Source organism: Streptomyces sp. NPDC058773 (genome assembly GCF_042746015.1).
Taxonomy (GTDB): Bacteria; Actinomycetota; Actinomycetes; order Streptomycetales; family Streptomycetaceae; genus Streptomyces.
In genome coordinates this window covers 367443-391703 of the sequence record NZ_JBHYPE010000001.1, presented here as the reverse complement: position 1 = coordinate 391703, position 24261 = coordinate 367443, and the positions used below count along the sequence as shown (strand labels likewise).

Genomic DNA, 24261 nt, shown 5'->3' with positions numbered 1-24261 from the left:
CGGCCGCCCGTTGTCCGCCGCTGGGTGGCCCGGGTCAGGTCAGCACCGTGAAGTACAGGACCACACCCGCCGCGACCACCAGCGTCACACCCGCCAGCAGGCTCAGCGCGCCACCGGCCACGTTGTTGTCACGGAACCCACCGGAGACGCTGAAGCACAGCCAGGCACCCCATCCGGCCTCCAGCACACCGAGCGCCAGGAGGCCGGATACGGCGGCGACGGCGTCCCAGTTGGCCTTGACGACATCCCCGTACGAGGTGCCGTGCGCGACCAGCACGCCCAGCTGCGGGCCGGCGAGGCTGAACAGCCCCGCGACGCCGGCGAACAGCAGCAGCCGCCGGATCACCGGGAACCACCGATCCACCAGAAACCCCTCTCCTCGATCGAGAAGCGGGCCAGCCGCTCCCGAGTGCCACGCACCCGGGCCGCCTCCCACTTCTCCTTTCTCGACACCCGGACGAACACTTCGCGCAGCATGCTGACCATCCCGGACAGCACGGCCCGCTCCTTGACCAGCAGCCGCCGGACCGGACGGGTCACGACGATCTCGATGACGACCGCGACGGCCCAGGCGACGGCAGCGAGGACCGGCCAGAGCGGCGGGCCGGCGAGGGCGTAGGCGACGGCCGGGAGCAGCAGCACCGACACACCCTGGAGCATCCGCAGCGTCAACAGCCGGACCTCCCGCCGCCGGACACTGCTCAGGAGCGCCTCCGCCGCCCGCAACGACGCCTCGAAGGCCGCCCCGTCCCCGGCGGCCTCCGCCGCGTCCCCGCCCTCCCGCCGCTCCCTCACAGCAGTTCCTTCAGCGTCCGGTAGAAGCCGTCCCGCAGCTCTCCCACGCCCACGCTGTCGAGCCGGCTCAGCTGGGGCGCGAGCGTCTCGCTGAAGGTGTGCCGGATGAGCTGTGCGCTCATCGGGACGACCGCGATCCGGAGGTCGTTGTGGTCCGCCAGATCACGCAACGCCGTGCAGAAGCCCGATTCCCCCGCCGACGGCACGGCGGAGCCCCCGGGGATGTAGTAGTCGCGGGCCTCGTCGATGCCGTCCCAGTACAGGTCGCTCTTGGTGACCGCGACCAGCAGCCAGCGCAGACTGCGCTCCGCGGCGCGGGTCTGGGTGATCCGGTCGCAGAGGTCCTCGAAGTCGGTGAGTTCCTTCTCCAGGTGCCAGGCGCGCAGGGCATCCGGGCTGAGCGTCCCGGCGCTGTCCCGCACTCCGCGCTCCATCGCCTGCTGCCCTCTGCGGTCCCACATCTTGTTGTAGCCCCAGCAGACCACGTGGATGATCCCCTGCGGGGAGGTCCGGCCGCTGAGAGTCCGGTTCAGCGCGCGCTCACGCTGCACCGACTCCTGACCCGGCACCACCATCACGGACACCCGGACGCGCAGCGAGCCCAGCAGAAAGTTCCGGTGCCCCTCCTCCCGGTCCGGGCTCCGGCCCTTCTCGGTGTCCCCCAGCCGCACCTCCTGCGACAGGGCGTCGAACAGCACCGTCTTCCCCGCCCCGGGCTCACCGGTGAGCGCGACGGCATGCCGCGCCAGTCCGAATCCCGCCCGCCGCGCCAGGAACTCCCCAACGGGCCGACGCCCCGCCCCACCCACCGCACGGGCCGTGGCATCCCAACTGGCCCTGATCACATCCCAGTTGTCGGACATGCAGCCCTCTACCCCCTTGCCCCCGACTCCGGTGGGCATTTACCCATGCCGCGCCGCATCGACTCCAGGGGGCCGGGTCGGCCGTGTGTACGAGAGCGTGTGCCTCATCGCGTCGCCGTACGGGGCCGGTTGCCCCCCGGGCGCCCCGACGGCCTCCGTGCACGGGCAGCGGCCGCGGAGCTTCCGGCCGGCTTTCCCGCAGGTCAGGGCAAGGGCGCGCCCGGCGGGCGGCGATACTGGAGTCCGCCACGAGCCACCCACACCATCCCACTGCCCACCCGGGAGGGCCCCGTCATGCGCAACCGACCCCCGATGACCGGCCGTTGGCGGATCCAGCCGCCCCGCCGCCCTCGTCGTATGCCGGCGCCGGCCCGCACCACCCAAACCGCGCTCGGCGGGCTCACCATGGTCACCGCGGTGGCCGTACTCACCGGTTGCGGGCTGACCGGCCCCGCCACCTACGACCTCGACGACACCACCGTCGAAGCCGCCCCCGGCGAGGAGTTCACACTCTCCGTGCCCTCCAGTGCCTCCCTGGGCGAGCACTGGTACGTGGCGGACCCGCGGCCCGACCGCCGTGTGGTGCGGGCGACGGGAGAGGAGGACAGGGGTGGCGGCGGCGACGCGGACGGGGCGGGCGGTGGCACCCACCTCTTCGGCTTCCGTGCCGTCGGCCGGGGGAACACGACGATCCGGCTGATCCACTGCCCCGTGGGCGCCTGCATCGACAAGGGCGACTCGGCCACCGCCTCCCCGCCTCCCACCGCCGGGCCCACGGCCGCCCCGGCCCGAAGCCAACCGGACTACCGGACCTACACGGTGACCGTGGAGTGAGTGTGTGAGGGGTGAGCACGGGCCGAGTGTGTGTCGGGCGGCCCGTGGCTGACCGGTTCCGGAAGAGGGGCTAGCCCTCCGCGTCCTGACTCCGGTCCACGTACTCGAAGACCGAACCGTCCGGGTGGCGGGCGACGAGGTTGCGGCCGATCGGGGTGGGGAGGGGGCCGGCGATGATGTCCGCGCCGACGGCCTTCAGGTCGGCCACCGCTTCGTCGACGTCCTTGACGGCGAGGGTCGCGGTGATCTTCCGCAGTACCGACAACTCCGCCTCGGGACCGCTCATCAGGAAGAAGCAGCCGACGGCCGCGACCGCCACCCCGCCGCGCTGGAAGCGGATCGCCTCGGCGCCGGTCAGCCGTTCGTAGACGCCGACCGCGGAATCGAGATCGCCGACGCACACCCGCAATGAGGTCCCCAGAATGTCCATACGGGTCACCCTAGTTGGGGGACCTGCCGGTACGCGATCACTTGGCCATGATCAGTCCGCTCCTGGCCGCGCCCCGGGACAGCACGATCTCCCGGATGCTGTCCCGGGCCCGTGCGTAGTCGCTGCGGCCGGGCTGACCGGCCAGCGCCGCGTTGAGGTTCACCACCCGGAAGCCGTTGTTGACATCGGTGAGTTGGGGGAGGAACTCCGCCTTGCGGACCGTCCAGCGGCCGCCGGCAGTGGCCGGGCCGGCGAAGGTGAAGCGGGCCATCGAGCTCTGGTTGCCGCGGCCGTCCGGCTGGTCGCTGTGGTTGAACATGTGGCCCGCGAGCTGGTCACCCATCCCATAGACGACCCAGGTGCCGTTGACCTTCTCGTAGGCCTGCGGGACATGGGCGTGGGTGCCCAGGATCAGATCGATGTCGGGCCGTCCCCCGGTGCGAGCGGCGGTCAGCGCGCGGGCCAGGGTGCGCTGTTGCTCGTCCGGCTGCGGTTGCCACTCCGTGCCCCAGTGGATGCTGACGACCACCACATCGGCACCGGCCCGGCGGGCCGTGCGGGCGTCGGCGAGGATCTTCTCCCGGTCGATCACATTGACCGTCCAGGGCGCCCTGCCGGGCAGCGGAATGCCGTTGGTGCCGTAGGTGTACGAGAGCTGGGCGACCTTCGCGGGGCCGGCCCGCAGCAGGGTGACCCGGGAGGCCTCGGCGGCGGAGCGGGCCGAGCCGGCATGGCGCAGTCCGACCGCGTCCATGGCGCCGAGGGTGCGGTGCACGCCGTCGGCGCCGTCGTCGAGGGTGTGGTTGGAGGCGGTGGAGCAGGAGTCGTAGCCGACGTCCTTGAGGGCGGCGGCGACCTGCGGCGGGGACTTGAAGCTGGGGTAGCCGGTGAACGGCCCGCCGTCCCGGCCGTAGATCGTTTCCATGTGGCAGATCGCCAGGTCGGCACCGGAGACCACCGGTTTCACCCCGGCGAACATGGCACGGAAGTCGTGGCCGTCGCCGTGCGCGTCAGCGCCGGAGCGCCGGATGATCTCGCTGTGCGGCAGCACATCGCCGGTGGCCAGCAGGGTGAAGTGGGCGCCGGCGGCGGCCCGCGCACCGCCGGGCGGGGCGGGCGAGGCGGGGCGAGCGGGGCCGGCGGGCTGCTGGGTGCCGCAGCCCGCCGCCAGGAGGGTCAGCGCCGCTGCCGCGGTCAGGCGTCGTATTCGGGTCACGCCCCCATCCATAGCGGGATTAATGGGATTTATCTGCTGGAGAGGGGTGTGGCTGGGCCGTCGGAGGGAGGGCAGGGAGCGGGCCGCGTCGCCGTGCCGCGGGGGAGGGGCCGCGCCCGGCGCGGGTGGTGAGTGCGCCGCGGTCAGGCGCGGCAGAGGATTTCGCCGTGCAGGATGCCGAACCAGCCGTCCTCCTCGGCGCCCCAGGTCCGCCAGGCCTGCGCGATCCGCTGCAGCTGCTCAGGCGTGGCGTGCCCGCCCGCCACCGCGATCTGCGCGTACGAGGAGCTGACCGTGCGGTCCGCCCACAGCTCGCTCCACCAGGAGCGCTCCTCGGGCGTGCGGTAGAGCCAGGTGCCGAGCGTGGCGGTGATCGCGTCGGGGGCGAAGCCGGCCCGGCGGGCCCAGGCGTGCAGCCGGCGCCCGGCGTTCGGCTCGCCGCCGTTGGCGCGGGCCACCCGCTGGTACAGCCGCAGCCAGTCGGCCAGCCCGTCGGTCTCCGGGTACCAGGTCATCGCCGCGTAGTCCGCATCGCGGACGGCGACGAGCCCGCCCGGCCTGGTCACCCTGCGCATCTCGCGCAGGGCCTGGACGGGGTCGCCCACGTGCTGGAGGACTTGGTGAGCGTGCACCACGTCGAAGGTGTCATCGGGGTGGTCCAGTGCGTGGACATCCCCGACCGTGAAGCGGACGTTCGTCAGCCCGCGCTCCGCGGCCACCGCGCGCGCCTGCGTCAGGATGTCCGGCGCGTGCTCCAGGCCGGTGACCCGGCCGTCCGGCACCAGCGCGGCCAGATCGGCGGTGATGGTGCCGGGGCCGCAGCCGATGTCCAGGATCTGCAGGTCCGGGCGCAGCGCGCCGAGCAGATAGCCGGCCGAGTTGGCGGCGGTGCGCCACGTGTGGGAGCGGAGTACGGACTCGTGGTGGCCATGGGTGTAGACGGCGGATTCCTGCGGCATGGTCGGCTCCTTCGCAAGCGTCGGAGGGCGACCGGACGGCGCGCGGCGGCACCCCCGGTCGTCGCCCCGGGTGGCCGCCCGCACCGCGCGGCGGCCGCCCCTCGGCTGGTGATCACACCGTACGCCGCCATCCCGGATTGTGAGAGTGGGGTCTCATTATTCGGGCAGCAGGCGGTAGACCGTCAGCGCCTCGTTCTGCTTCTCCAGCGTCAACTCTCCCGGCGCATGGGCGACTTCGCCGTCGTACGCCAGCGTGGTGCCCTGCGGGAGGTCGCTGATCCGCAGCCGGGACAGTCGCGCCTCGCCGAGCACCGGCGAGCTGCGCGGAGCGCCCGTCAGGGCCGCGACGAGCAGCCGGGTGCGGGCCAGCCGGCCGCCGTGCACCACCCGCACATCGAGCACCCCGTCCGCCAGGTCGTGCCGCCGCACCGGCGCGAACCCCAGCCCCCGGTACTGGCAGTTGCCGACGAACAGCAGCCATACGGCGCGCCGCTCACCGTTGATGCGCAGGGTCAGCGGCTCGGCGGTGCGCAGCACCTCCCAGGCCGCCAGCACCCCGGCGGGCCAGGCGCCGATCCGGCCCGCCCACCGCTCGCGGATCCGCACCAGCTCCGGATACGCGCCGATCGAGAAGGTGTTGAGGAACTGCCGCCCCTCCAGATGCGGCCCGGCCCGGAAGCGCGCGACGTCCACCGCGACCGCCTCACCGGTCTCCACGGCGCGGGCCGCCGACGCATAGGTCTCGATGCCCAGGTCGTACGCGAAGTGGTTCAGGGTGCCGCCGGGCAGCACCGCGAGCGGCAGGCCGTGCCGCACCGCGACCGCCGCCGCGGCGTTGACGGTGCCGTCCCCGCCGAGCACCCCCAGCGCGCCGCCCAGCGCTCTGGCCCGTTCGGCGGCGTCTTCGAGGGCCTTGTCCAGCGACGGCCCGTCCGGGTCGCCGCACACCGTCACCTCGGCCTGCGGCAGCACCCCGTGGACCTCCTCGGCCCGGTCGGGGCGGGGGCCGGAACGCTGCCCCGACCCCTGGTTCGCCACCACGACCAGACCGCGGCCGCCCGGCAGCGCGGGCGCCTCCGCACGCGGCCGGGCGGGCGGCGCCAGCTGGGCGCGGGTCGGTGCGAACCCGCGCACCGCGAACGCCGCGCCGGCCCCCAGCGCGGCACCCGCCAGCACATCACCCGGATAGTGCACGCCCGTATAGACGCGGGAGAACGCCACCGACGCGGCGACCGGCGCCAGCGCCAGCCCCCACCACTTGTTCTCCATGGCCACACCGGTCGCGAACGCCACCGCGGAGGCCGCGTGCCCGGAAGGGAAGGAGGAGGTGATCGGCTGGCGGTGCAGCTGCCGTATCACGGGCACCGCGTCCAGGAGCGGGCGCTGCCGCCGTACGGAGCGCTTGCCGAGTGTGTTCACCGTTGCGGACGCCACGGCCAGGGAGGCCACTCCGCGCAGTGCGGCCCGGCGCATCGGCCGGCCTCCCAGGGCGGCCGCACCGGCCGCGAGGCCGAACCACAGCAGCCCGTGGTTGGCGCTCCGGGTCAGCCGGGGCAGCACCCGCTGCGCGCCCGGCCATTCGCGCGCCGCAATCAGGTCGAAGGACCGCCGGTCGAGGTGGGTCAGTAGCGTTCGCATGCGCCACCTTGTACCCCAGACCGCCCGGAACAGGCCGGACCCGGCCGCGGAGGCACCGCGCGCGGCGCCGCGCAGCCTCTTGCCCAACGGGGGCCACGGCGCCCGGGCCCCGTCGGCTGTGCTTCCCTACCCCCATGATCAGGAGACGCCAGGACCGCGACCTCGACGCCTGCGTGGCCGTACTGGCCGACGTGCACACCCACAGCGGCTATCCGCACCACTGGCCGGACGAGCCGGTGCGCTGGCTGACCCCCGACGGGCTGACCGCCGCCTGGGTCGCCGAGAAGGACGGCGCGGTCGCCGGTCATGTGGCGCTGTGCGGTGCCGAGGTCAGCCGGCTCTATGTCGCGCCCGCCGCACGGGGTGCGGGCGTCGGCGGACGGCTGCTGCGCGCCGTCGAGGCGGAGGCGGCGGCCCGTGGGCTGCGGCCCGTCCTGGTGGTGAAGTCCACCGACACCGCGGCCCGCGCCCTCTACGAACGGCTGGGCTGGCTCCGCCGCGGCACCGAACGGCAGGACTGGGGCACCGGCGAGACGGTCACCGTGCACCATTACGAGGCGCGGCCGGTGCGCCCGGCGCATTGACCGCCGGTCCCACCCTCCGCTGACGTGTCGCCCCCGTCGCCACCCCCGCGATCTGCCAAGGTGGTCGGGGCCGCCCTTCGTGTGATGGGCCCACGATCGACCCGCCGTCGTGGAGTGGAGGTACGGATGCAGCGGACCGCCCCCGATCCGCAGCGCGAGCCGGACCCGGATCCGCCGGTGGGCCTGCCGGTCCTCCCGGAACTCGCCGCCCACCTCGCCGCGGCCGCCGACCGCACCGAGCCCGAACCCCTGGGCGGCGCCGCGCCGCTGCGCACCGCCGCCTGCGGCTACTGGGCACGCCGCGGCCTGGGCACCACCCCCGACCGGGTGCTCGCCGCCCCCGGTGCGCCCGCCCTGCTCCTCGCGCTCTACGCCGCGGCCGGCGGGGCGGTGGTGCTGCCACGGCCCTGCGCGGAGTTCTACGCACCGCCCGCCCGGCTGCTCGGCCGGGCGGTGCACCTCGCTCCCGTGCCGGCGGAATCGGGCGGGTTGCCCGACCCGTTCGCGCTGCTGGAAACCGTCCGCCGGGCCCGGATGCACGGCGACACCCCCCGCGTCCTGGTGCTCTCCGTCGCCGACGACCCGACCGGCACCTGCCCGGCGCCGGAACAGCTGCACGAGGTCTGTGAGGCGGCGGCGGACGAAGGGCTGTGGATCGTCAGCGACGAGACCCGCCGCGATCTGCTGCACGATCCGCACGACACCGTGCTGCTCAGCCCCGCCGAGATGCTGCCCGACGGGGTTGTGGTGCTCACCGACCTGCGGGCCACGCTCGTGCCTGCCTCCTGGCCCGCCGCGCTGGCCCGCTTCCCCGCCACCGGCCGGGGCACCGCCCTGCACGCCGCCGTGCTGGACGCGCTGTCCGGGCTCCGCACCCCGCTTGCGGGGCCGCTCGGCTGCGCCGTCACCCATGCGCTCGGCGAGCCCGACGAGGTGCGCGCCAGGACGGCCACCGCGGCCCGGGTGTACGGGGTGCTCGCCGCGGCGCTCCACCACATCGTCACCGAGGCCGGCGCCGTCTGCCGTCCACCGCACTCCGGCAGCCATCTGTACGCCGACTTCGAGCCGCTGCGCCGCCCCCTGGGGGCCCGCGGGATCGTGGAATCGCACGCGCTGGAGCGGAAGTTGGCGCCCTGGGGCGCGCGCGGCGGACACCGCTTCGGTGACGCGCCGGGCGCCCTGCGGGTACGGCTCGGCGCCGAGGCGCTGCTGGGCACCGACCGGGAGCAGCGACGGCGCGCCCTGGCTGCCCCCGATCCGCTGGAACTCCCGCACATCACCGAGGCGTTGACCGCCCTGTCCCGTGCCCTGGCCGGGCTCACGACATCCACGGAGGGCTGACCGCCCCCGTCGCCCGGCCGCGCCCCTCCGCACCCGGCATCCGCCCCGTTCCGCCCGCAACCGTCCGCATCCGCCCCGCAGCAGCCTCGTACCAGCCCTGGTTCCGCCCACCGAAAAGGAGCCCCTCGATGACCGAACAGACCGAGCGCTCCCTCGCCGAGCAGCCCCCCGACACCGAGCGACTCCCGCCCGCCGCGCCCGGAGACGGCGTCGCAGTGGGCGGGGGAACGGGCGGGGGACCGGACCAGGCCGCGGGCCACGCCACGCGCCCGGCCGCCGGGCGGGCCACCGCGGACGCGCCGGTCCTCCCGCCTGCCACCCCGCCCCCGCTCGCCCCGCCGCGTCCGCTGGGCGAACCCCGCACCTGGCCGCGCGACTTCACCCACCGGCTGACCGCGCCGCTGCCCGGCGTCCGCGCCCTGGCACGGATCGCCCGGGAGGGCAAACTGCGCCCGCCCCCGGGGACGCTCCCCGACATCCAGCACCTCCCGTTCGCGCCGGGCCCGATGCCGGACGCCGGCCCCACCACCCTCGCCGTCACCTGGGCCGGGCACGCCAGCTGGATCATCCGGATCGGCGGGCTGACCGTACTGACCGACCCGGTCTGGTCCCGCAAGATCCTCGGCACGCCCGCCCGGGTCACCCCCGTGGGCGTCCGCTGGGAGGACCTGCCGCCGGTCGACGCCGTCGTCATCAGCCACAACCACTACGACCACCTCGACGCCCCCACCCTCAAGCGGCTGCCGCGGCACACCCCGCTGCTGCTCCCCGCCGGACTGGCGCCCTGGGCCCGCCGCCGCGGCTTCACCCAGGTCACCGACCTCGACTGGTGGGAGGCGGTCGAACTGCCCGCCCCCGGCGGCCCCGTACGCGTCGACTTCGTCCCCGCCCACCACTGGAGCAAGCGGACCCTGACCGACACCTGCCGCTCCCTGTGGGGCGGCTGGCTGCTGACCGCGCCCGACGGGCGGCGGGTCCACTTCGCGGGCGACACCGGCTACGGCCACTGGTTCGAGGAGATCGGCCGCCGCCACCCCGGTATCGGCCTGGCGCTGCTGCCGATCGGTGCCTACGACCCGCGCTGGATGCTGCGGCCGGTGCACACCGACCCGGAGGAGGCGGTCAAGGCCTGCCAGGACCTGGGCGCCCGCGTGCTGGCCCCGATGCACTGGTCGACCTTCCTGCTCTCCGGTGAGCCGCCCCTGGAGCCACTGCACCGGGTCCGCGCCGCCTGGGCCGCCACCGGCCGCCCCCGCGAGGACCTCTGGGACCTGCCGGTCGGCGCCTCCCGGGTGCTGGGCGAAGGCTGAGCGGGGGCGGCGGCCGTACGCGGAGCGCGGGAGCGGGCCGAGCGTCCGTGTGGGTGGCGCGGGCGGTGCGCGGCCCATGGAGGGACGCCCGGGAAACGGTCCCTGCGAGGCTCCGGCAGACGGGCCCTACGAACCCCTGTCGCCCCGGACCGGCCTGACCCGCCGCCACACCGCCGGTGCCGCGGCGATCACCACCGTCACCGCGATCGCCATGGCCACCCCCTGCCACGCACTGATGAACAGCGAACCGCTCAGCAGCCCGATGAGCTGGTACGTCGCCGCCCAGGCCAGACACGCCGGAAGGTCGCCCCGTACGAACCTCCGCAACGGCATCGCCGCGAGCAGGCACGCCAGCATCACCGGAATCCGCCCGGCGGGAACCAGACGGGAGAGCACCAGCACCAGGACCCCGTGCTCCCGGAGCTGGTGCTGTGCCCGGGCCAGCCGTTCCGGTGCGGCGCGGGCGCGCAGCCGCGCCAGCCAGCGTGACCCATGGGGGGAGTGGCTGCCGCGCCGCCCCAGGGAATACAGCCCCACATCACCGAGGAACGCGGCGGACGACGCCACCGCGAAGACCATCAGCAGCGCGAACGGCGCGGTGTGGTGGAAGGCGACCACCGCCGCCGAGCTGACCAGCGCCCCCGTCGGCACCACGGGCACCAGCGACCCGAGCACCACCAGCAGGAACAGCGACGGATAGCCGACCGCCTGCTGCGTCGACTCCGGTGGCACATGCTCCACCAGCTGCCCGAGCAGCGTCATCACCCTCACACGACCTTCGGCCGGACCGACTCGCCGTGCCCGAGCCGGTGCACCGTCACCTCCGGCGCCAGCAGCGCCACCTGCCGCTCGAACTCCTGGCCCGGCGCATGGAATTCATGCGGCCGGACGGCATCCAGCCCGATCGGCCAGTACGTGCCGTAGTGGACCGGGACCGCACAGCACGGCGCCAGCCGCGCCGCCGCCTGCGCCGCCCGCCGCGCGTCGAGGTGCCCGTGCCCGAGGAACGGCCCCCAGCCGCCCACCGGCAGCAGTGCCACCTCGCACGGCCCGACCTCCGCCGCCATCTCCTCGAACAGCCCGGTGTCCCCGGCGAAGTACGTCCGGGCCGCGCCCCGTACGACATAGCCGAGCGCCGGCACCCGGTGCGGTCCGTAGGGCAGCCGCCGCCCGTCGTGCGCCGCGGACACCGCCCGGACCGTCACCGCACCGGCCGCGCACTCCTCACCCGGCCGCAGTTCGGTGACCCGCAGCCCCCCGGCCGTGGCCACCCGCCGCAGCCCCGGTACCGCGGCCATCGCCCCGTGCGGCACCACCAGCCGGGTCCCCGGCGTGAGCCTGGCCAGGGAGGCCGGGTGGAGATGGTCGGCGTGCAGATGCGAGACCAGGACGAGATCGGCCCGCGCGGCCTCGGCCGGCGGCAGTGCGCCCCGCCGGCGCCGCAGATGGGCCAGCCGGCGCACGAACAGCGGGTCCGTCAGCACCCGCACCCCGGAGTCCTCGACGGTCACGGTGGCATGCCCCCACCAGGTCACCTCCACCGACACCGAGCACCTCCCTTCCCGACGCGCCGCTCGACGCGGGCGGCCGTCTCGCTTCCCGTGCGCGTCCCCTCGATCCTCCACCATCCGGCCCGGAATGAGCCGACGACGGCCGACAACGGGGGAGCGAACTCCTCGGCGCAGGGGAAGCGGGACCCGGTGAACGGGGCCCCGCCCGCTCCCCGCGAGGCCCGCCGTGCCGGGCACCGGACCGCCCCCGTCCGCCCGGCCCGGGGTGCGATGCTGGCGGCAGGCCCGTACCGCCGGGCGGGCCGGAGGGTGAGGTGGAACGGCGTGCGGATGCCGCGGTGGAAGGCTCTCAGCGGTGCCCTGTTCCGGGTGCTCGCGGTCTGGCTGGTGTCCAGCCTGACGCTGCTGGTGCTCGCCGGGCTGCTGCCCGACTTCCGGCTGCAGGCGCCGGGCGGCGACAGCCTCAGCCGCACCGCCCTCACCGCCGCGCTGGGCGCCGGCGCGTTCGGCCTGCTCAGCGCGCTGGTGTGGCCCCTTCTCGTCCGTGCGCTGCTGCTGGTGCCGGCGCTCGTCCTCGGACTGCTGGTCTTCTTCCTCAACGGCTCCCTGCTGCTGCTCGCCCTCGACCTGATCCCCGCGGGGCACGGCCAGGCCGCGCCGGAGACCGCGGTGATCGTCGCGGCCGCGATGTCCGCGGCCTCCTCGGCCACCTCCGCCTTCCTCGCGGTACGCAATGACGAGGCCTACCACCGCCGACTGGTACGGCTCGCCGGCCGCCGCCGTGGCCGCCGGTCCGGCCGGTCCCGCGGCCCGGCCACCCCCGGCACGCTCTTCCTCCAGCTCGACGGCGTGGGCCACGACCTGCTGTCCGCGGCCGTACGGGGCGACCGGCCGCTGATGCCGACCGTCGCCCGCTGGACCGGCGCCAGCCACCGCCTCACCCCCTGGCGCACCGACTGGTCCAGCCAGACCGGCGCCAGTCAGCTCGCCCTCCTGCACGGCAGCAACGAGGACCTGCCGGCCTTCCGCTGGTACGAGAAGGACACCCGCACCGTCGTCGTCAGCAACCGGCCCAGCAGCGCCGCCGAACTCCAGCGCCGCGCCATCGCACGCACCGGCGACGGCGGACTGCTCGCCTACGACGGCGCCAGCCGCGGCAACCTCTTCAGCGGCGGCGCCGACCAGGTCGCGCTGGTGATGTCGGTGGCCGCCCGGCGCGGCAAGCACAACCGCTCCCGCGCCGGCTACTTCGCCTACTTCTCCGACCCCGCCAATGCGACCCGTACCGCCGTCTCCTTCGTCGCCGAGGTCGTCCGCGAGATCGCCCAGTCCCTGCGCACCCGTTTCCGCCGCGAACTGCCGCGGGTCAAACGCGGCGGCCTCTACCCCGTCATCCGGGCCTTCGCCACCGTCGTCGAGCGCGATGTGGTGGTCGCGGCCGTCGTCGGTGACCTGCTCGCCGGCCGGACCGCCATCTACGCCGACCTCGTCGCCTACGACGAGGTGGCCCACCACTCCGGACCCGCCCACCCCGATGCGCTCAAGGTCCTGCGCAGCCTCGACCGGGCCGTCGCACTGATCGCCCGGGCCGCCCGGCACGCGCCGCGCCCGTACCGCATCGTGCTGCTCTCCGACCACGGCCAGAGCCACGGCCCGACGTTCCTGGAGCGCTACGGGCTGAGCCTGGGCGATCTCGTCCGGGCCGGCTGCGGACTGCCGGTGCCCCGGCGCGCGGGCCGCACCCCGAGCGGAGCCGAGGCCAGGGCGGCGGCACGGGCCGCGCTGCACCGTCCGGAGGAGGCGGCGCCGGGGGAGGCGGTGGCCGTGGGAGCGACGTCCGCGGAGTCGACGTCCGGGGAGGACGCGCCTGGGGAAGCGGTCGCCGCAGAGGCAGCGGCCCGGCCCCCCGAGCGGACGCCGCCGGACCCGGGCGCCGCCCACCCCCTCGTGCTGGCCTCCGGAAACCTCGGTCTGGTGTCCTTCCCCGACGTGCCCGGCCGGATCACCCGCGAGGAACTGGACCGCAGACACCCCGCCCTGCTCCCCACCCTCGCCAACCACCCCGGCATCGGCTTCCTGCTGGTCCGCTCCGCGCTGCACGGCCCGGTGGTGCTCGGCCCGGCCGGTGCCGAGCACCATCTCCGCACCGGCCGCCTCATCGGCGCCGACCCCCTGGCCCCGTTCGGTGACGGCGCGGCCGAGGCGGTACGCCGTACCGACCGCTTCCCGCACGCCGCCGACCTCATGGTCAACTCCGCCTGCGACCCGGACACCGGCGCGGTACACGCCTTCGAGGAGCAGATCGGCTCGCACGGCGGACTGGGCGGCGCCCAGAGCCACCCGTTTCTCCTCTGGCCCGTCGAGCTGACCCCGCCGGCCCCGGACGGCGCGCCGCTGACCGGCGCCGAACAGGTGCACCGGGTCCTGCGCCGCTGGCTGGCCGAGGCCGAGGGACCACAATTGCCCCTGAGATCCGCCGCGGACGAACTCCGGCCCGGCGCACCTCCTCCCGAAGGTTTTCCACCCCCGGACCCCGCCGCGCGGGACGATTCCCGCTGATTTTGGCGGACGCCACCGATAGCCGACGATTGGCACCGCTCGGTAACCCCGGGTGCACAGCGCACGACGAGAGGCCCACCACGCCATGAACGACCGGCACACGCGCCGCTTCGGTCTGGGAACCGCCACCTGCCTAGTGATGGGCAACATCATCGGTGGCGGCATCTTTCTGCTGCCCGCATCGGTGGCCCCGTTCGGCACCGTCAGCCTCGTCGCCTTCGGCGTGCTGACCGTCGGCGCCGTCGCCCTCGCCCTGGTCTTCGGCCGGCTCGCCGAGCGCCACCCGGACACCGGCGGCCCCTACGTCTACGCGCGCGAGGCGTTCGGCGACTTCGCCGGGTTCCTCTCCGCCTGGTCGTACTGGACCATGACCTGGGTCAGCAACGCGGCGCTCGCGGTCGCCATCGTCGGCTATGTGCACGTCCTCCTCCCGGGCCGCCCGTCCGACACCACCGACCTGGTGACCGCCCTCGGCGCGCTCTGGCTGCCGGCCCTCGCCAACTTCGCCGGCACCCGCTACGTCGGCCTGGTCCAGACGATCTCCACGGTCCTCAAGTTCGTCCCGCTGCTCTTCATCGCCGTCGTCGGCCTGTTCTTCTTCGACCCGGCCAACCTCGGCTCGTTCCACGAAGGCAGCGGCAGTGCGCTCGGCGGGATGTCCGCGGCGGCCGCGATCCTGCTCTACTCCTATGTCGGGGTGGAGTCCGCCGCGATGAGCGCGGGCGAGGTGCGCGACCCGGAGCGGAACGTCGGCCGGGCCACCGTCCTCGGCACCATCGGCTCCGCCGTGGTCTACCTCCTGGGCACCGTCGCCGTCTTCGGCACCGTCGCCCACGACAAGCTGGTGAAGTCCCAGGCGCCCTTCTCCGACGCGGTCAACGCGATGTTCGGCGGGCACTGGGGCGGCACGGTCGTCGCGCTCGCCGCCGTCGTCTCGATCATCGGCGCGCTCAACGGCTGGACGCTGATGAGCGCGCAGTCCCCGTACGCCGCGGCCAAGGACGGGCTGTTCCCCGCACCGTTCCTGAAGAAGCGGCGCGGTGTCCCGACCTTCGGCGTACTGGCCGCTGCCGTACTGGCCAGCGCCCTCACGGTGCTCAACTACCTGATCGGCTCCGGCGGCGTCTTCGAGATCCTGGTGCTGATCACCACCTTCTCGGCGACCGTGCCCTACCTCCTCGCCGCCGGCGCCCAGGTCTACTTCCTGCTCACCGGCCGCCGCGACAAGGTCCGCCCCGCCCGCTTCGCCCGCGACATGACCCTCGCCCTGACCGCCTTCGGTTTCACCTTCTGGCTCGTCGCGGGCGCCGGCTACGCCGCGATCTACCAGGGCGTGCTCTTCCTGTTCGCCGGCATCCTCGTCTACGCCTGGATGGCGGCCCGTCGTACGGCGCGCCAGGCGGAGGCGGAGGCCGCGCCGCTCACGTCCGCGGACCACGAAGCGGTTCCCCCACCCGCCGCAAGTGCCGCAGCGCCTCCGCGTACGACCTGACCAGTCCGGTCTCGTGGTACGGGACGCCGATCTCGGCGCAGTACGCCCGCACGATCACCTGCGCGCGCCGCAGATGCGGCGTCGGCATGCTCGGGAAGAGATGGTGCTCGATCTGGTAGTTGAGCCCCCCGAGCAGCACGTCGGTCAGCGCCCCGCCCCGGATGTTCCGTGACGTCAGCACCTGACGCCGCAGAAAGTCCGGCCGGGCGCCGCCCGTCAACGTAGGCATCCCCTTGTGGTTGGGCGCGAACGTACACCCCAAGTACACGCCGAAGAGCGCCTGGTGGACCAGCAGAAACGCAAGCGCCTTCCCCGGCGACAGCACCAGGAGCAAGGCACCGCCGTACAGCACGACATGCGCCAGCAACAGCACCGCCTCGGTACCGCGGTGCTTCATGGCCGGGGACCGCAGCGCCCGGATGCTCGACACCCGGAGGTTGAACCCCTCCAGCGTCAGCAGCGGAAAGAACAGCTCCGCCTGGTAGCGGCCGATGAACCGGGGCAGCCCCCTGGCGGCCCGAGCCTGCTCCCGTGACCACACCAGGATGTCCGGCGCGACATCCGGGTCCAGCTCCTCATGGTTGGGGTTGGCGTGATGTCTGGTGTGCTTGTTCATCCACCAGCCGTACGACATCCCCACCCCGAGATTGCCGAACAGCAACCCGCCGGCCTCACTCGCCCGCCGCCCACGGAACACCTGCCGGTGCGCCACATCATGAGTGACCAGCGCGACCTGCGCGAACACGACGGCCAGAAGCGCGGCCACCCCCATCTGCCACCAGCTGTCCCCCAACACGAAGAACGCCACCCACCCCCCAACAAATCCCACCGTCACCATCGCGAGCCGCACGGCGTAATAGCCCGGCCGACGCCGCAACAGCCCCGCCGCCACGACCCGCTGCGACAGCCGCGCGAAGTCACTGCCGGACCCCATCGCCGCCCCGGCACCCGCCCGGGAACTCTCAACCCTCGTCGTCATACCGTCGAGTCTTCTGCCTCGGCACCCGATCCAGACAGCCGGTAACCCCCCGCACCGGACCGGGGGTTAGCGCTACCTCAGGGCTGGGGTACGCCCGCCCTCGCCGCCGGATGCCTCCTCGCCCTGTGGCTCGACTTCATGCATGGCACGCGGCTCAGTCGCCCTGGCCGGTTACGCCGGCCTGACGTCCCTGTGGGCCGCGGCCACCCGCCCTGCGCCCGCCGTCGCCGACTGAGCGTCCCGCGGCCGCCGGCCGGCCCCGCGAACCGGTGGGCTGACATACCCAAACGCACATTCACGGGCACACTCAGCTCCCCTCCGGCCGAGTTCAGTCACATGTTGTTCACCGTGCAACCATCACATCCCTTCGCAAGTCCTCCACATGCAACACAGTTCCATCAGACTCGGAGGGGATCTCTCTTGCACAACCGTCCTGCCGTCGCCGCTGCCGCCGCTCTCGCCGGCGCACTGTCCTTCCTCGCTGCCGCCCCGGCCCAAGCCGCCGAATACCACTCGGCGTTGAAGATCCGCGGCGTCCAGTACGACGCCCCCGGCCGCGACTCCAACCGCTGCTCCACGGGCAACACGGACGAGGAGTACGTCACGATCAAGAACTACTCGTCCTCGTCGACGATCAACCTCAAGGGCTACGTGGTGAAGGACGCCACCGGCAACCGCTTCACCTTCACCGCCAGCCACTACCTCCAGCCCGGCGACTACGTGAAGCTCCGCGGCGGCCACGGCACGGACTCCGACACCCGCAACGTGGTCTACCGCGACAACTGCAACTTCATGTGGAACAACGACCGCGACACGATCTACCTGTACAAGCCCTCCGGCAGCCGCGCGGACGTCCACTCCTACACGCAGCGAGGATCGGACCCCGACGGCGACGGCTACATCCGCTACCACAGCTGAGCCACTGGGTGGTTGAGCCACTGGGCAGTTGAGCAACTGAGCGGTTGCAGCGACTGAGCAGCCGAGACCAGGCGGGAACACAGGGGCCGCCAATCCCCTGTGCAGAGGCGGGCTCGGGAGCACTCGGCCCGCCTCCCGGCCGCCCCGGTCTCGGGCAGTTGTCGGGGCGACTGCCGGTGGTCGCGCGAGGAAGAACGACGGTCCAGCACCCGCCTGCGTGTGGGGGAAAGGGTTCGCGATGCGCGTGGAACGGATGGCAGGGTGCGGCGCATGGCACCCCAGTACCGGATTCGCGCAGACTTCGATGCCGACACGATCGTGGTCTACCAGGCATACGCACCTGCCATAGCCGACGCGGCGCTGCGAGGGGGCCGCTTCGTTGCGCCGTTCTCATTCCACAGAATGACATGGATAAAGCCCTCGTTCCGGTGGCTCATGCACCGCAGCAACTGGGCCCGCAAACCCGGTCAAGAACGCGTTCTCGCAGTACGGATAACCCGGCAGGGCTGGGAGGAAGCCCTGTCCCAGGCTGTACTCACGACCGCGGATGCGGCAGCTGTTGCCCAGGCAGCCGTACATGTCCAGTGGGACCCGGAGCGCTCGTTGCGCGGAGCGGCACTGAACCACTACAGCATCCAGGTCGGCATCGGCCGCAAGCTGATACGTACATTCACCGACGACTGGATCGTCGGCCTCACCGATCTCACTCCCCAGGTCCGCAAGGCTGCGGCTTTGATACAGACCGGGCACGCCGCCAAAGCCCAGCGGCTATTCCCTGCGGAGCGTGAATATCCACTGCCACGGCCCCTGGAAAGCCTCCTTTTTCCGGGTGGATGACGGCCGACTGGCCAGGAAGCATTCGCCTGCTCAGCGGCGGCACGGCCAGAGACACTACGAGCCCTTTCGAAACAGGCTCTGACCTTGTTCTTTAACCTTGTTGTCTACCTACCGGACAGGGTGAGCCCGTCTCTCGTCAGCGTGGACAGCACCTCGCCCTCCTTCCAACTGAGGGGAGACGCGGTGCTGTCGGCGGCGTGTGGGACCGAAGAAGGCTGGATCCGGGTTCGGTGCCCGCCGTGCCGCCTTGGTCAGCCGAGCCGTGTGCCGGCGTAGGCATCGATGGCGTCGCGCTGGTATGCGGCGAGGCCCGGGGCGATGGCCTCGTACGCGGTGCGCCAGGCGTCGTTGTCCACGCAGGAGCGCCCCATGGCCCGGTATTCGTCGGTGGAGACAGCTCGCAGCGCGGTCAGGGTCCGGTACTGGGCGTCGATCTCGGCCTGCACGGGCTCGGCATCGGCCGGATGGCCGGCGGCCATCAGCTCGGCCAGCCGGATCATCTGCGCGGTGCGCTCGCGCTGTCCGGCCTCGATATCGCGCAGGCTCATCCCGGCCACGTGGCGAGCGACCGCTTCGGCGTGCTCGGGAAAGTCGCGCAGGTTCTCCTGGTACTGGGAGGGCACCACGCCCTCGAACAGGTTCTCCGGTCGGTTGATGGCCATAGGTATGCCGTCCTTCCTGGACTGCTCCAGTTCGGCGATCGTGCGCGAGACGGTGGCGGCCAGGGCGCCGAGCCGGTCACGTTCGGCGAGCAGCCGCCGGTGGTGGCCGCGCAGGGCCTCCACCTCGTCGACCTGATCGGCCAGCACCCGGCCGATCTCCGGCAACCCCAGGCCCACCGCCCGCAGGACCAAGATCTGCTGCAACACCAGCAGTTGGCGCGCTGTGTAGTAGCGGTGGCCATTGGCCCCTATCCGAGCGGGCGGGAGCAGGCCGATCGCGTCGTAGTGCCGCAAAGTCCGGGCGGTCACGCCGGACATCCGGGCGACCTCCGCGATCGGCCAGTCCATTCCCGTCTCCTCGCACATCTGTGTCGCTGGTCCGGTCTCTCCGGCCCTGATCGGAACGGTAGAAGCTGCCGTAACGGCAACTTCAACCCCCAGATCAGGCATACCGGCCCCGCACTCCGAAGGGGATGCGGCTCCGCCGTCATTACCTCCCGAGTAATCGCCCTCGCCCCCGCTACCCGGCAGGGTGAAGGCATCGGTTCACGGGCCGGCGCACTCCGGCCCGTGGATCGGTGTCAGGGCGTGGTGCTGTTCGGGCGGTACGCGTCGTAGTGAGTGACACGAGGAGTGGGAGTTAGTCATGACGCAGCATCAGAAGAAGGTCGGCCGGCAGACATCCGACGCGGGGGAGCGGTACGAGGCGGCCGTGGTGCGGTACTTCGAGGCGTGGAATGCGAGCGGGGAGGGGGCGTTGGGTGAGGCCGTCGCGGCGGGGTTCGGTGAGGACGTCACGTACACCGATCCGCTGGCGGATGTTGCGGGGCATGACGGGCTGGCGGCGGCGATTGCCGGGGTGCATGCGCAGTTCCCGGGCCATGTGTTCCGGCAGCTGGGGGACGTGGACGGGCACCACGACGTGGTGCGGTTCGGGTGGGAGCTGATCGGTGTGGCGGACGGGTCGGCGCCGGTGGCAGGGTTCGATGTGGTGCGGCTGGGGGAGGACGGGCGGATCCGGTCCGTTGTCGGGTTCCTGGACCGGGTGCCGTCGGTGTGAGGCACCCCTAGCCACCCACCCTGCGCAGATAAGCAGCCGTCTCCTGGTCGGCCGGGAGGAGGGTTTCCACCGCTAGTTCGGAGACGGTGACATCCATGGGGGTGTTGAAGGTGGCGATGGTGGAGACGAAGGACAGCACGGTGGCGCGGTGTTCGATGATCATGGGGAGGGCGAAGGGGGCGTGTCCGCCGAAGGTGGCTGATTGGTGGCCGCCCGGGGGCAGGGGGTAGCCGCTCACCTCGTCGTGCAGTGCGCGCAGAGGGGCGGAGCGCATCAGGGCCAACTGCCGGTCCATCTGGGCGAGTAGATGGCCGCGCCACTCCCGGTAGTTGCGGATGCGGGGGGCCAGGCCTTCCGGATGCATGGTGAGGCGCATGGCGTTCAGCGGGGGCTTCAGCAAGGCCGGGGCGACGCCCTCCAGCAGCATGGTGATCCCGCGGTTCGCCGCCTGGACGTCGTAGATCCCGTCGACCACCAGAGCCGGGAACGGTTCGTAGCCGCTCAGCAGGCGTTCCATACCGGAGCGCAGGGCGGTCATCGACGGGTCGTCCAGCGGGGTCTCCGGGAAGGTCGGGGCGTAGCCCGCCGAGATCAGGAGGGCGTTGCGCTCCCGAACGGGGACGTCGAGATGTTCGGCGAGCCGCAGCACCATCTCCTGGCTGGGGCGGGAGCGGCCGGTCTCGATGAAGCTGATGTGGCGGGCGGAGGAGTCGGCGCGCAGCGCCAGTTCCAGCTGGCTGATCCGGCGCCGGTCGCGCCATTCGCGCAACAGCGCGCCCACACCCGTGGTCGTCTCCGGCGACGACGCCGCAGCGGTTGTCATGGGAGGGACGGTAGCTGAGCGGTGGGAGGCGAGGGGGCGGTAGGAGAAGGGCGGGAGGGGGAAAGGGGGCGGTGCGGGACGGTCGACGTCCGGGAAGGGCGGGGCCGGGGCGGGGCCTTGACGCCCGCGGCCCTGGCCGTCCTCCGCCTCCCCGGCCCCCGCCGCGGTCGCTCACCCCATGCCGCGCACCGTGTCCCGCAGGCGCCGGGCCTCGCCGATCCGCTTCTCGTAGGTGGCCCCGAGCAGCAGCAGGAGCAGCCCGGCCGCGGCCAGCGGCACCCAGCGGGGGAGCAGGCCGAGCACCTGGACCACGGTCGGGGCGAGCTCGTGCAGCCCGACGAGGACGAGTACGCCGGTGCCGGCGACCAGTGGTGCCTGCAGGCGGGTGCGTGCCCCGATAACGGTGGCGAGCAGGGCCGCCACGCCCAGGAGCAGCGGGCGCACCCAGTTCTCATCGCTCCATACGGCGACGAGGCTGGGGAGCATGGTCGCACTCAGCCCCGCCCCGTAGGCGGGCCAGGAACCCGTCGCCGGGGTGCTCGTACGGCGGCGGTGGCCGATGACCAGTGCGGCTGCCGTGACCGGGAGGGTGTACGCCTCGGGGGAGGAGACGCCCGCGAGGGCGAGGCGTACCCAGGAGGAGGCGATGAGCAGGGCGGTTCCGGCGAGCGCGGCGTGGCGGCGGTCCGGGCGCAGTGCGATGGCGAGGCCTGCGAGCCCGGTCACGGCGAGGACGAGGCTGAGTGCGGTGGGGTGATGGAGCGTCAGGGAGAGGGTGACCGACGCCAGGGCGTACCCGGTGCCTTCGACAGCCGTGGATACCTGAGCGCGCCCCGGGAGCCGCTGCCAGACCGCTGCCGCGCCGGCGGAGGCGATGGCGACCGCGAGCACAAGGAACGCCGTGACCTGCGAGGGCAGGCCGGCCGTGACGCCGGACGCGATCGCCTCGACGCCCAGGGCGAGGACGGCGAAGGCACCCGCGCCACACGCCGTCGCGCGCTCGCCGGGCCGGGCGGTCGGCGCCGCAAGGACGTGGGCGAGTACGCCGGCCGCCACGGCGAAGCTCCCGCATACGGCCAGAACGGCGACCCGGTCTGCCGACGACCAGAGGAGGGCGAGAGCGCCGGTGGTGGCCAGCGCCAGGAGCCTCGGTGGGAGTGCGGCCTCCCGTCGGCGCATGAGGTCCACCGCAACGGCGGCGGTGGCGACTGCGGCGGCCGCCAGCACCCACCCGTACGGCAGGCCCAACGCCACCGGCAGCAGGAGCAGTGCGGGTACGGCGGCCGGCACGCGGGCGTGGTGCAGCGCGTTCGCCAGTCGGTCCGGGTGGCCGTCGCCGACGGCACGGGCGCGCAGGGCGGCCATGGCGGCGAGCACGGAGGCGCACAGCCAGAGCACGACCAGCGGTGCGGTGGCGAGCCGCCAGCTCCACGATGTGGGTGTCGGTGCCAGTTCCGGGTGGCCGTTCCCCCAGAGCGCGACGCCGTGGACGACGGGCCGGAGGAGGGCCTGTGCGAGTTCGGGCAGTGCCACAACACCGCTCAGCAAGAGGAGGGTTGAGGCGGCGATCAGCCCTCCCAGCGCGGCCGCGGCTTCGCGCGGCGGTGTGTGCGGCCCCTCGGCTCCGCCACCCCTCGCAGGCGTCGCCCACCGCCCGATCCGTACACAGCACACCGCCGCCCACACGGCGATGACCGCCGCCGGTATCGCGTATCCGGCCACCGCCCACCCCGCGGGTATGACATGCCGCGACCCGGCACCTACGGCCACGACGAACGCCACGACGGCCACGCCCTCGCCACCGGAGCGCAGCGCGAACGGCAGCCTGCGGAAGCCGCGGCACAGGGCCGTGCCGAGCAGCACCAACAGGCCCAGCGGCACCCAGGCCCGCAGCGCCTCGGCCGCCGACGGGGCGACCACCGCCTGCCCCACCGCGAGCACCCCGCCCAGCAGTGCCCATCCGCCGCTCAGTGCCCCGGCCGCTGTGACCAGGGTGGTGGCGGTCCGTTCGCTGCCCCATCGGTCACGGAGCCCGGCGTTCGCGGAGGCGTGGGCCGTGAGGGCGTACAGGGCCGCGAAGTCCACCGCGGCCGTGCCGATGATCGCGGTCGCGTAGGCCTCGGCCGTACCGCCCATGGCGGCGGCGCCCAGGAGGCCGGGCAGTCGGGCCATCAGGAAGCCCACGGGAAGGGGGAGCCGGAGCCGCAGCCACCAGCCGTAGGCCATCGCTCCCAGCGCGGTCAGCGCGGTGAGCATCGCCCAGTAGCCCGCCGTCCCGACGCGGTCCAGGCCGGCGAGTCCGGCCTGCCGGGCGGCGTAGCCGTCCAGGAGTACGAGGGCGAGTCCCACGGCGGCCGATGCCTCGGCGGTGGCCGTGAGCCGGCGGCGCCGCAGCGGACCGGGCAGGGCGAGTGCGCAGGCGGTCAGCGCGAGCAGTACGGCGGCCCGTCCGCCGATGCCCAGCCGGCCCCAGCTCACCACGGTGAACACCAGCGCGGCCACGACCACCAGCACCCCGCCGACGATCAGCAGCGCGGTCCGGGCGGAGGGGGCGGAGAACTCCCGCCTCCGGGCCCCCGTTGCGCCGCCGCCCCCGCCACTTCCGCCCAGAGGGGCGAACGCCGGTATCCCCGCGGATGCGGGCGCCGGCACCCCGGCTGGTGCGTCCCGGCGTCTCCGCAGCGCGGTCAGCAGCTCCGCGTGCCGCTGCACCAGCCATTGCCGGCGGGCGTCCAGCGCGCGCAACTCACCCGTGACCTGCCACAACGCGAAGGCGTCCGGCCCGATCAGGGGAAGTTGGCACTGCGTGCACCGAGCGGGCGGAGACGACCCCAGAGGGCTTCCGCAGTCCGGGCACACCGGGGGTTCCATAGACATGGCCGGAGTATGCGCGGCCCTGTCGGCCGGGGGCTTGAGTATGCGTACTCAACCGTCCTGGTGCGGACAGGTCTCCACCGCCCGCCGTGCGGTGCGGAACCGGTGGCCGGTGATCGCTGCTGTGCCGCGCGAAAGCGACCTGGGCATGCCAGGCTGGGACCGGCCGGGGCCGCCGCGGCGCAGACGGCGGGCCGGACAGGAGACGTATCGGGAGCCGGCCCATCGGCGGCCGGCGGACGGCGAGAGGCGAGCGTGATGAATGCTCAGGTGGAACCGCTCAGCACGAAGGAGACCGAGGAGCGGCTGGCGGAGCTGCCCGGCTGGTCCGTCGACGGGGAGCTGCTGCGTCGGCACTACCTCTTCCACGGGCATGTCCCGGCCGTCGCCATGGTCGTCCATATCGCGCAGATCCAGGAGGAGTTGGGGCACCACGCCGAACTCACCCTGGGATACAACCGGATCGACGTCGCGGTGAACACCCACAGCGCCGGCGGCCGGATCACCCACCTCGACTTCGGTCTCGCCCGCCGCATCGAGGACATCGCGCCGGGCCACGGGGTGCGCTGACCGCGC

General features: G+C 73.3%; 23 protein-coding genes. 10 read left to right on the top strand and 13 right to left on the bottom strand.

The features are described 5' to 3' along the window. Positions 1-34: 34 nt before the first annotated feature. From ACFW5B_RS01730 to ACFW5B_RS01720, 3 genes are read right to left on the bottom strand one after another with little or no spacing between them, the layout of a single operon-like run. On the bottom strand, positions 35-364 hold the full coding sequence (locus tag ACFW5B_RS01730; RefSeq protein WP_386431538.1) for a hypothetical protein: 330 nt from the start codon (positions 362-364) through the stop codon (positions 35-37). Then, positions 343-795, bottom strand: a complete 453-nt coding sequence (locus ACFW5B_RS01725) for a hypothetical protein (RefSeq protein WP_386431536.1) — start codon at positions 793-795, stop codon at positions 343-345. Before ACFW5B_RS01725 ends, ACFW5B_RS01730 begins: the two co-directional genes overlap by 22 nt. Then, complete coding sequence (locus tag ACFW5B_RS01720) at positions 792-1658, bottom strand: hypothetical protein (protein ID WP_386431534.1); 867 nt, start codon at positions 1656-1658, stop codon at positions 792-794. Before ACFW5B_RS01720 ends, ACFW5B_RS01725 begins: the two co-directional genes overlap by 4 nt. Positions 1659-1952: 294 nt before the next feature. Here ACFW5B_RS01720 and ACFW5B_RS01715 point away from each other — a divergent pair, with 294 nt between their 5' ends. Then, positions 1953-2492, top strand: a complete 540-nt coding sequence (locus tag ACFW5B_RS01715) for a protease inhibitor I42 family protein (RefSeq protein ID WP_386431531.1) — start codon at positions 1953-1955, stop codon at positions 2490-2492. Between the two features lie 70 nt (positions 2493-2562). Here the strand turns inward: ACFW5B_RS01715 and ACFW5B_RS01710 are convergent, their stop codons facing one another. From ACFW5B_RS01710 to ACFW5B_RS01695, 4 genes are all read right to left on the bottom strand, one after another. Beyond that, on the bottom strand, positions 2563-2922 hold the full coding sequence (locus tag ACFW5B_RS01710; RefSeq protein WP_386431528.1) for a VOC family protein: 360 nt from the start codon (positions 2920-2922) through the stop codon (positions 2563-2565). Positions 2923-2959: 37 nt separating this feature from the next. Further along, positions 2960-4150, bottom strand: a complete 1191-nt coding sequence (locus tag ACFW5B_RS01705; RefSeq protein ID WP_386431525.1) for a CapA family protein — start codon at positions 4148-4150, stop codon at positions 2960-2962. A gap of 131 nt (positions 4151-4281) precedes the next feature. Beyond that, complete coding sequence (locus ACFW5B_RS01700) at positions 4282-5097, bottom strand: class I SAM-dependent methyltransferase (protein WP_386431523.1); 816 nt, start codon at positions 5095-5097, stop codon at positions 4282-4284. A 156-nt stretch (positions 5098-5253) separates the two neighbouring features. Further along, positions 5254-6735, bottom strand: coding sequence for a bifunctional phosphatase PAP2/diacylglycerol kinase family protein (locus ACFW5B_RS01695; RefSeq protein WP_386431520.1), 1482 nt, complete (start codon positions 6733-6735; stop codon positions 5254-5256). A gap of 134 nt (positions 6736-6869) precedes the next feature. On the opposite strand from ACFW5B_RS01695, the gene ACFW5B_RS01690 reads away from it, so the two are divergent. The 3 genes from ACFW5B_RS01690 (at position 6870) to ACFW5B_RS01680 (ending at position 9970) form a co-directional block, all read left to right on the top strand. Continuing rightward, the gene (locus ACFW5B_RS01690; protein ID WP_386431517.1) at positions 6870-7319 is read left to right on the top strand and encodes a GNAT family N-acetyltransferase; all 450 of its coding nucleotides are present in this window, start codon (positions 6870-6872) and stop codon (positions 7317-7319) included. A gap of 126 nt (positions 7320-7445) precedes the next feature. Beyond that, entirely contained in the window at positions 7446-8660 is a 1215-nt protein-coding gene (locus ACFW5B_RS01685; RefSeq protein WP_386431514.1) for an aminotransferase class I/II-fold pyridoxal phosphate-dependent enzyme, read from the top strand. A 128-nt stretch (positions 8661-8788) separates the two neighbouring features. Further along, positions 8789-9970 (top strand): MBL fold metallo-hydrolase, encoded by a 1182-nt coding sequence (locus ACFW5B_RS01680; protein ID WP_386431512.1) that lies wholly within the window; start codon positions 8789-8791, stop codon positions 9968-9970. Positions 9971-10096: 126 nt separating this feature from the next. Here the strand turns inward: ACFW5B_RS01680 and ACFW5B_RS01675 are convergent, their stop codons facing one another. Further along, positions 10097-10732 (bottom strand): DedA family protein, encoded by a 636-nt coding sequence (locus ACFW5B_RS01675; protein WP_386431509.1) that lies wholly within the window; start codon positions 10730-10732, stop codon positions 10097-10099. 5 nt (positions 10733-10737) lie between these two features. Beyond that, the gene (locus tag ACFW5B_RS01670; RefSeq protein ID WP_386431506.1) at positions 10738-11517 is read right to left on the bottom strand and encodes an MBL fold metallo-hydrolase; all 780 of its coding nucleotides are present in this window, start codon (positions 11515-11517) and stop codon (positions 10738-10740) included. A 294-nt stretch (positions 11518-11811) separates the two neighbouring features. On the opposite strand from ACFW5B_RS01670, the gene ACFW5B_RS01665 reads away from it, so the two are divergent. Together ACFW5B_RS01665 and ACFW5B_RS01660 are read left to right on the top strand one after the other, a co-directional pair. Continuing rightward, entirely contained in the window at positions 11812-14040 is a 2229-nt protein-coding gene (locus tag ACFW5B_RS01665) for a phage holin family protein (RefSeq protein WP_386431708.1), read from the top strand. An 85-nt stretch (positions 14041-14125) separates the two neighbouring features. Further along, positions 14126-15532 (top strand): amino acid permease, encoded by a 1407-nt coding sequence (locus ACFW5B_RS01660; protein ID WP_386431504.1) that lies wholly within the window; start codon positions 14126-14128, stop codon positions 15530-15532. On the opposite strand, the gene ACFW5B_RS01655 is transcribed toward ACFW5B_RS01660, so the two are convergent. Further along, complete coding sequence (locus ACFW5B_RS01655; protein WP_386431501.1) at positions 15462-16511, bottom strand: fatty acid desaturase family protein; 1050 nt, start codon at positions 16509-16511, stop codon at positions 15462-15464. The two genes, ACFW5B_RS01660 and ACFW5B_RS01655, sit on opposite strands and share 71 nt — an antisense overlap. A gap of 420 nt (positions 16512-16931) precedes the next feature. Here ACFW5B_RS01655 and ACFW5B_RS01650 point away from each other — a divergent pair, with 420 nt between their 5' ends. Both ACFW5B_RS01650 and ACFW5B_RS01645 read left to right on the top strand, forming a co-directional pair. Then, complete coding sequence (locus tag ACFW5B_RS01650; protein WP_386431498.1) at positions 16932-17429, top strand: lamin tail domain-containing protein; 498 nt, start codon at positions 16932-16934, stop codon at positions 17427-17429. Positions 17430-17699: 270 nt separating this feature from the next. Beyond that, complete coding sequence (locus ACFW5B_RS01645; protein WP_386431495.1) at positions 17700-18266, top strand: DUF4291 domain-containing protein; 567 nt, start codon at positions 17700-17702, stop codon at positions 18264-18266. Between the two features lie 251 nt (positions 18267-18517). On the opposite strand, the gene ACFW5B_RS01640 is transcribed toward ACFW5B_RS01645, so the two are convergent. Further along, positions 18518-19276: a MerR family transcriptional regulator gene (locus ACFW5B_RS01640; RefSeq protein ID WP_386431493.1), complete on the bottom strand. Its 759-nt coding sequence runs from the start codon at positions 19274-19276 to the stop codon at positions 18518-18520. Positions 19277-19574: 298 nt separating this feature from the next. On the opposite strand from ACFW5B_RS01640, the gene ACFW5B_RS01635 reads away from it, so the two are divergent. Next, positions 19575-19988: a nuclear transport factor 2 family protein gene (locus tag ACFW5B_RS01635; protein WP_386431490.1), complete on the top strand. Its 414-nt coding sequence runs from the start codon at positions 19575-19577 to the stop codon at positions 19986-19988. 7 nt (positions 19989-19995) lie between these two features. Here the strand turns inward: ACFW5B_RS01635 and ACFW5B_RS01630 are convergent, their stop codons facing one another. Both ACFW5B_RS01630 and ACFW5B_RS01625 read right to left on the bottom strand, forming a co-directional pair. After that, positions 19996-20811, bottom strand: coding sequence for a helix-turn-helix domain-containing protein (locus tag ACFW5B_RS01630; protein ID WP_386431487.1), 816 nt, complete (start codon positions 20809-20811; stop codon positions 19996-19998). Between the two features lie 171 nt (positions 20812-20982). Further along, positions 20983-23688, bottom strand: a complete 2706-nt coding sequence (locus ACFW5B_RS01625) for an SCO7613 C-terminal domain-containing membrane protein (RefSeq protein WP_386431484.1) — start codon at positions 23686-23688, stop codon at positions 20983-20985. Positions 23689-23943: 255 nt separating this feature from the next. On the opposite strand from ACFW5B_RS01625, the gene ACFW5B_RS01620 reads away from it, so the two are divergent. Beyond that, positions 23944-24255, top strand: coding sequence for a 4a-hydroxytetrahydrobiopterin dehydratase (locus ACFW5B_RS01620; protein ID WP_386431481.1), 312 nt, complete (start codon positions 23944-23946; stop codon positions 24253-24255). Positions 24256-24261 lie beyond the last annotated feature (6 nt).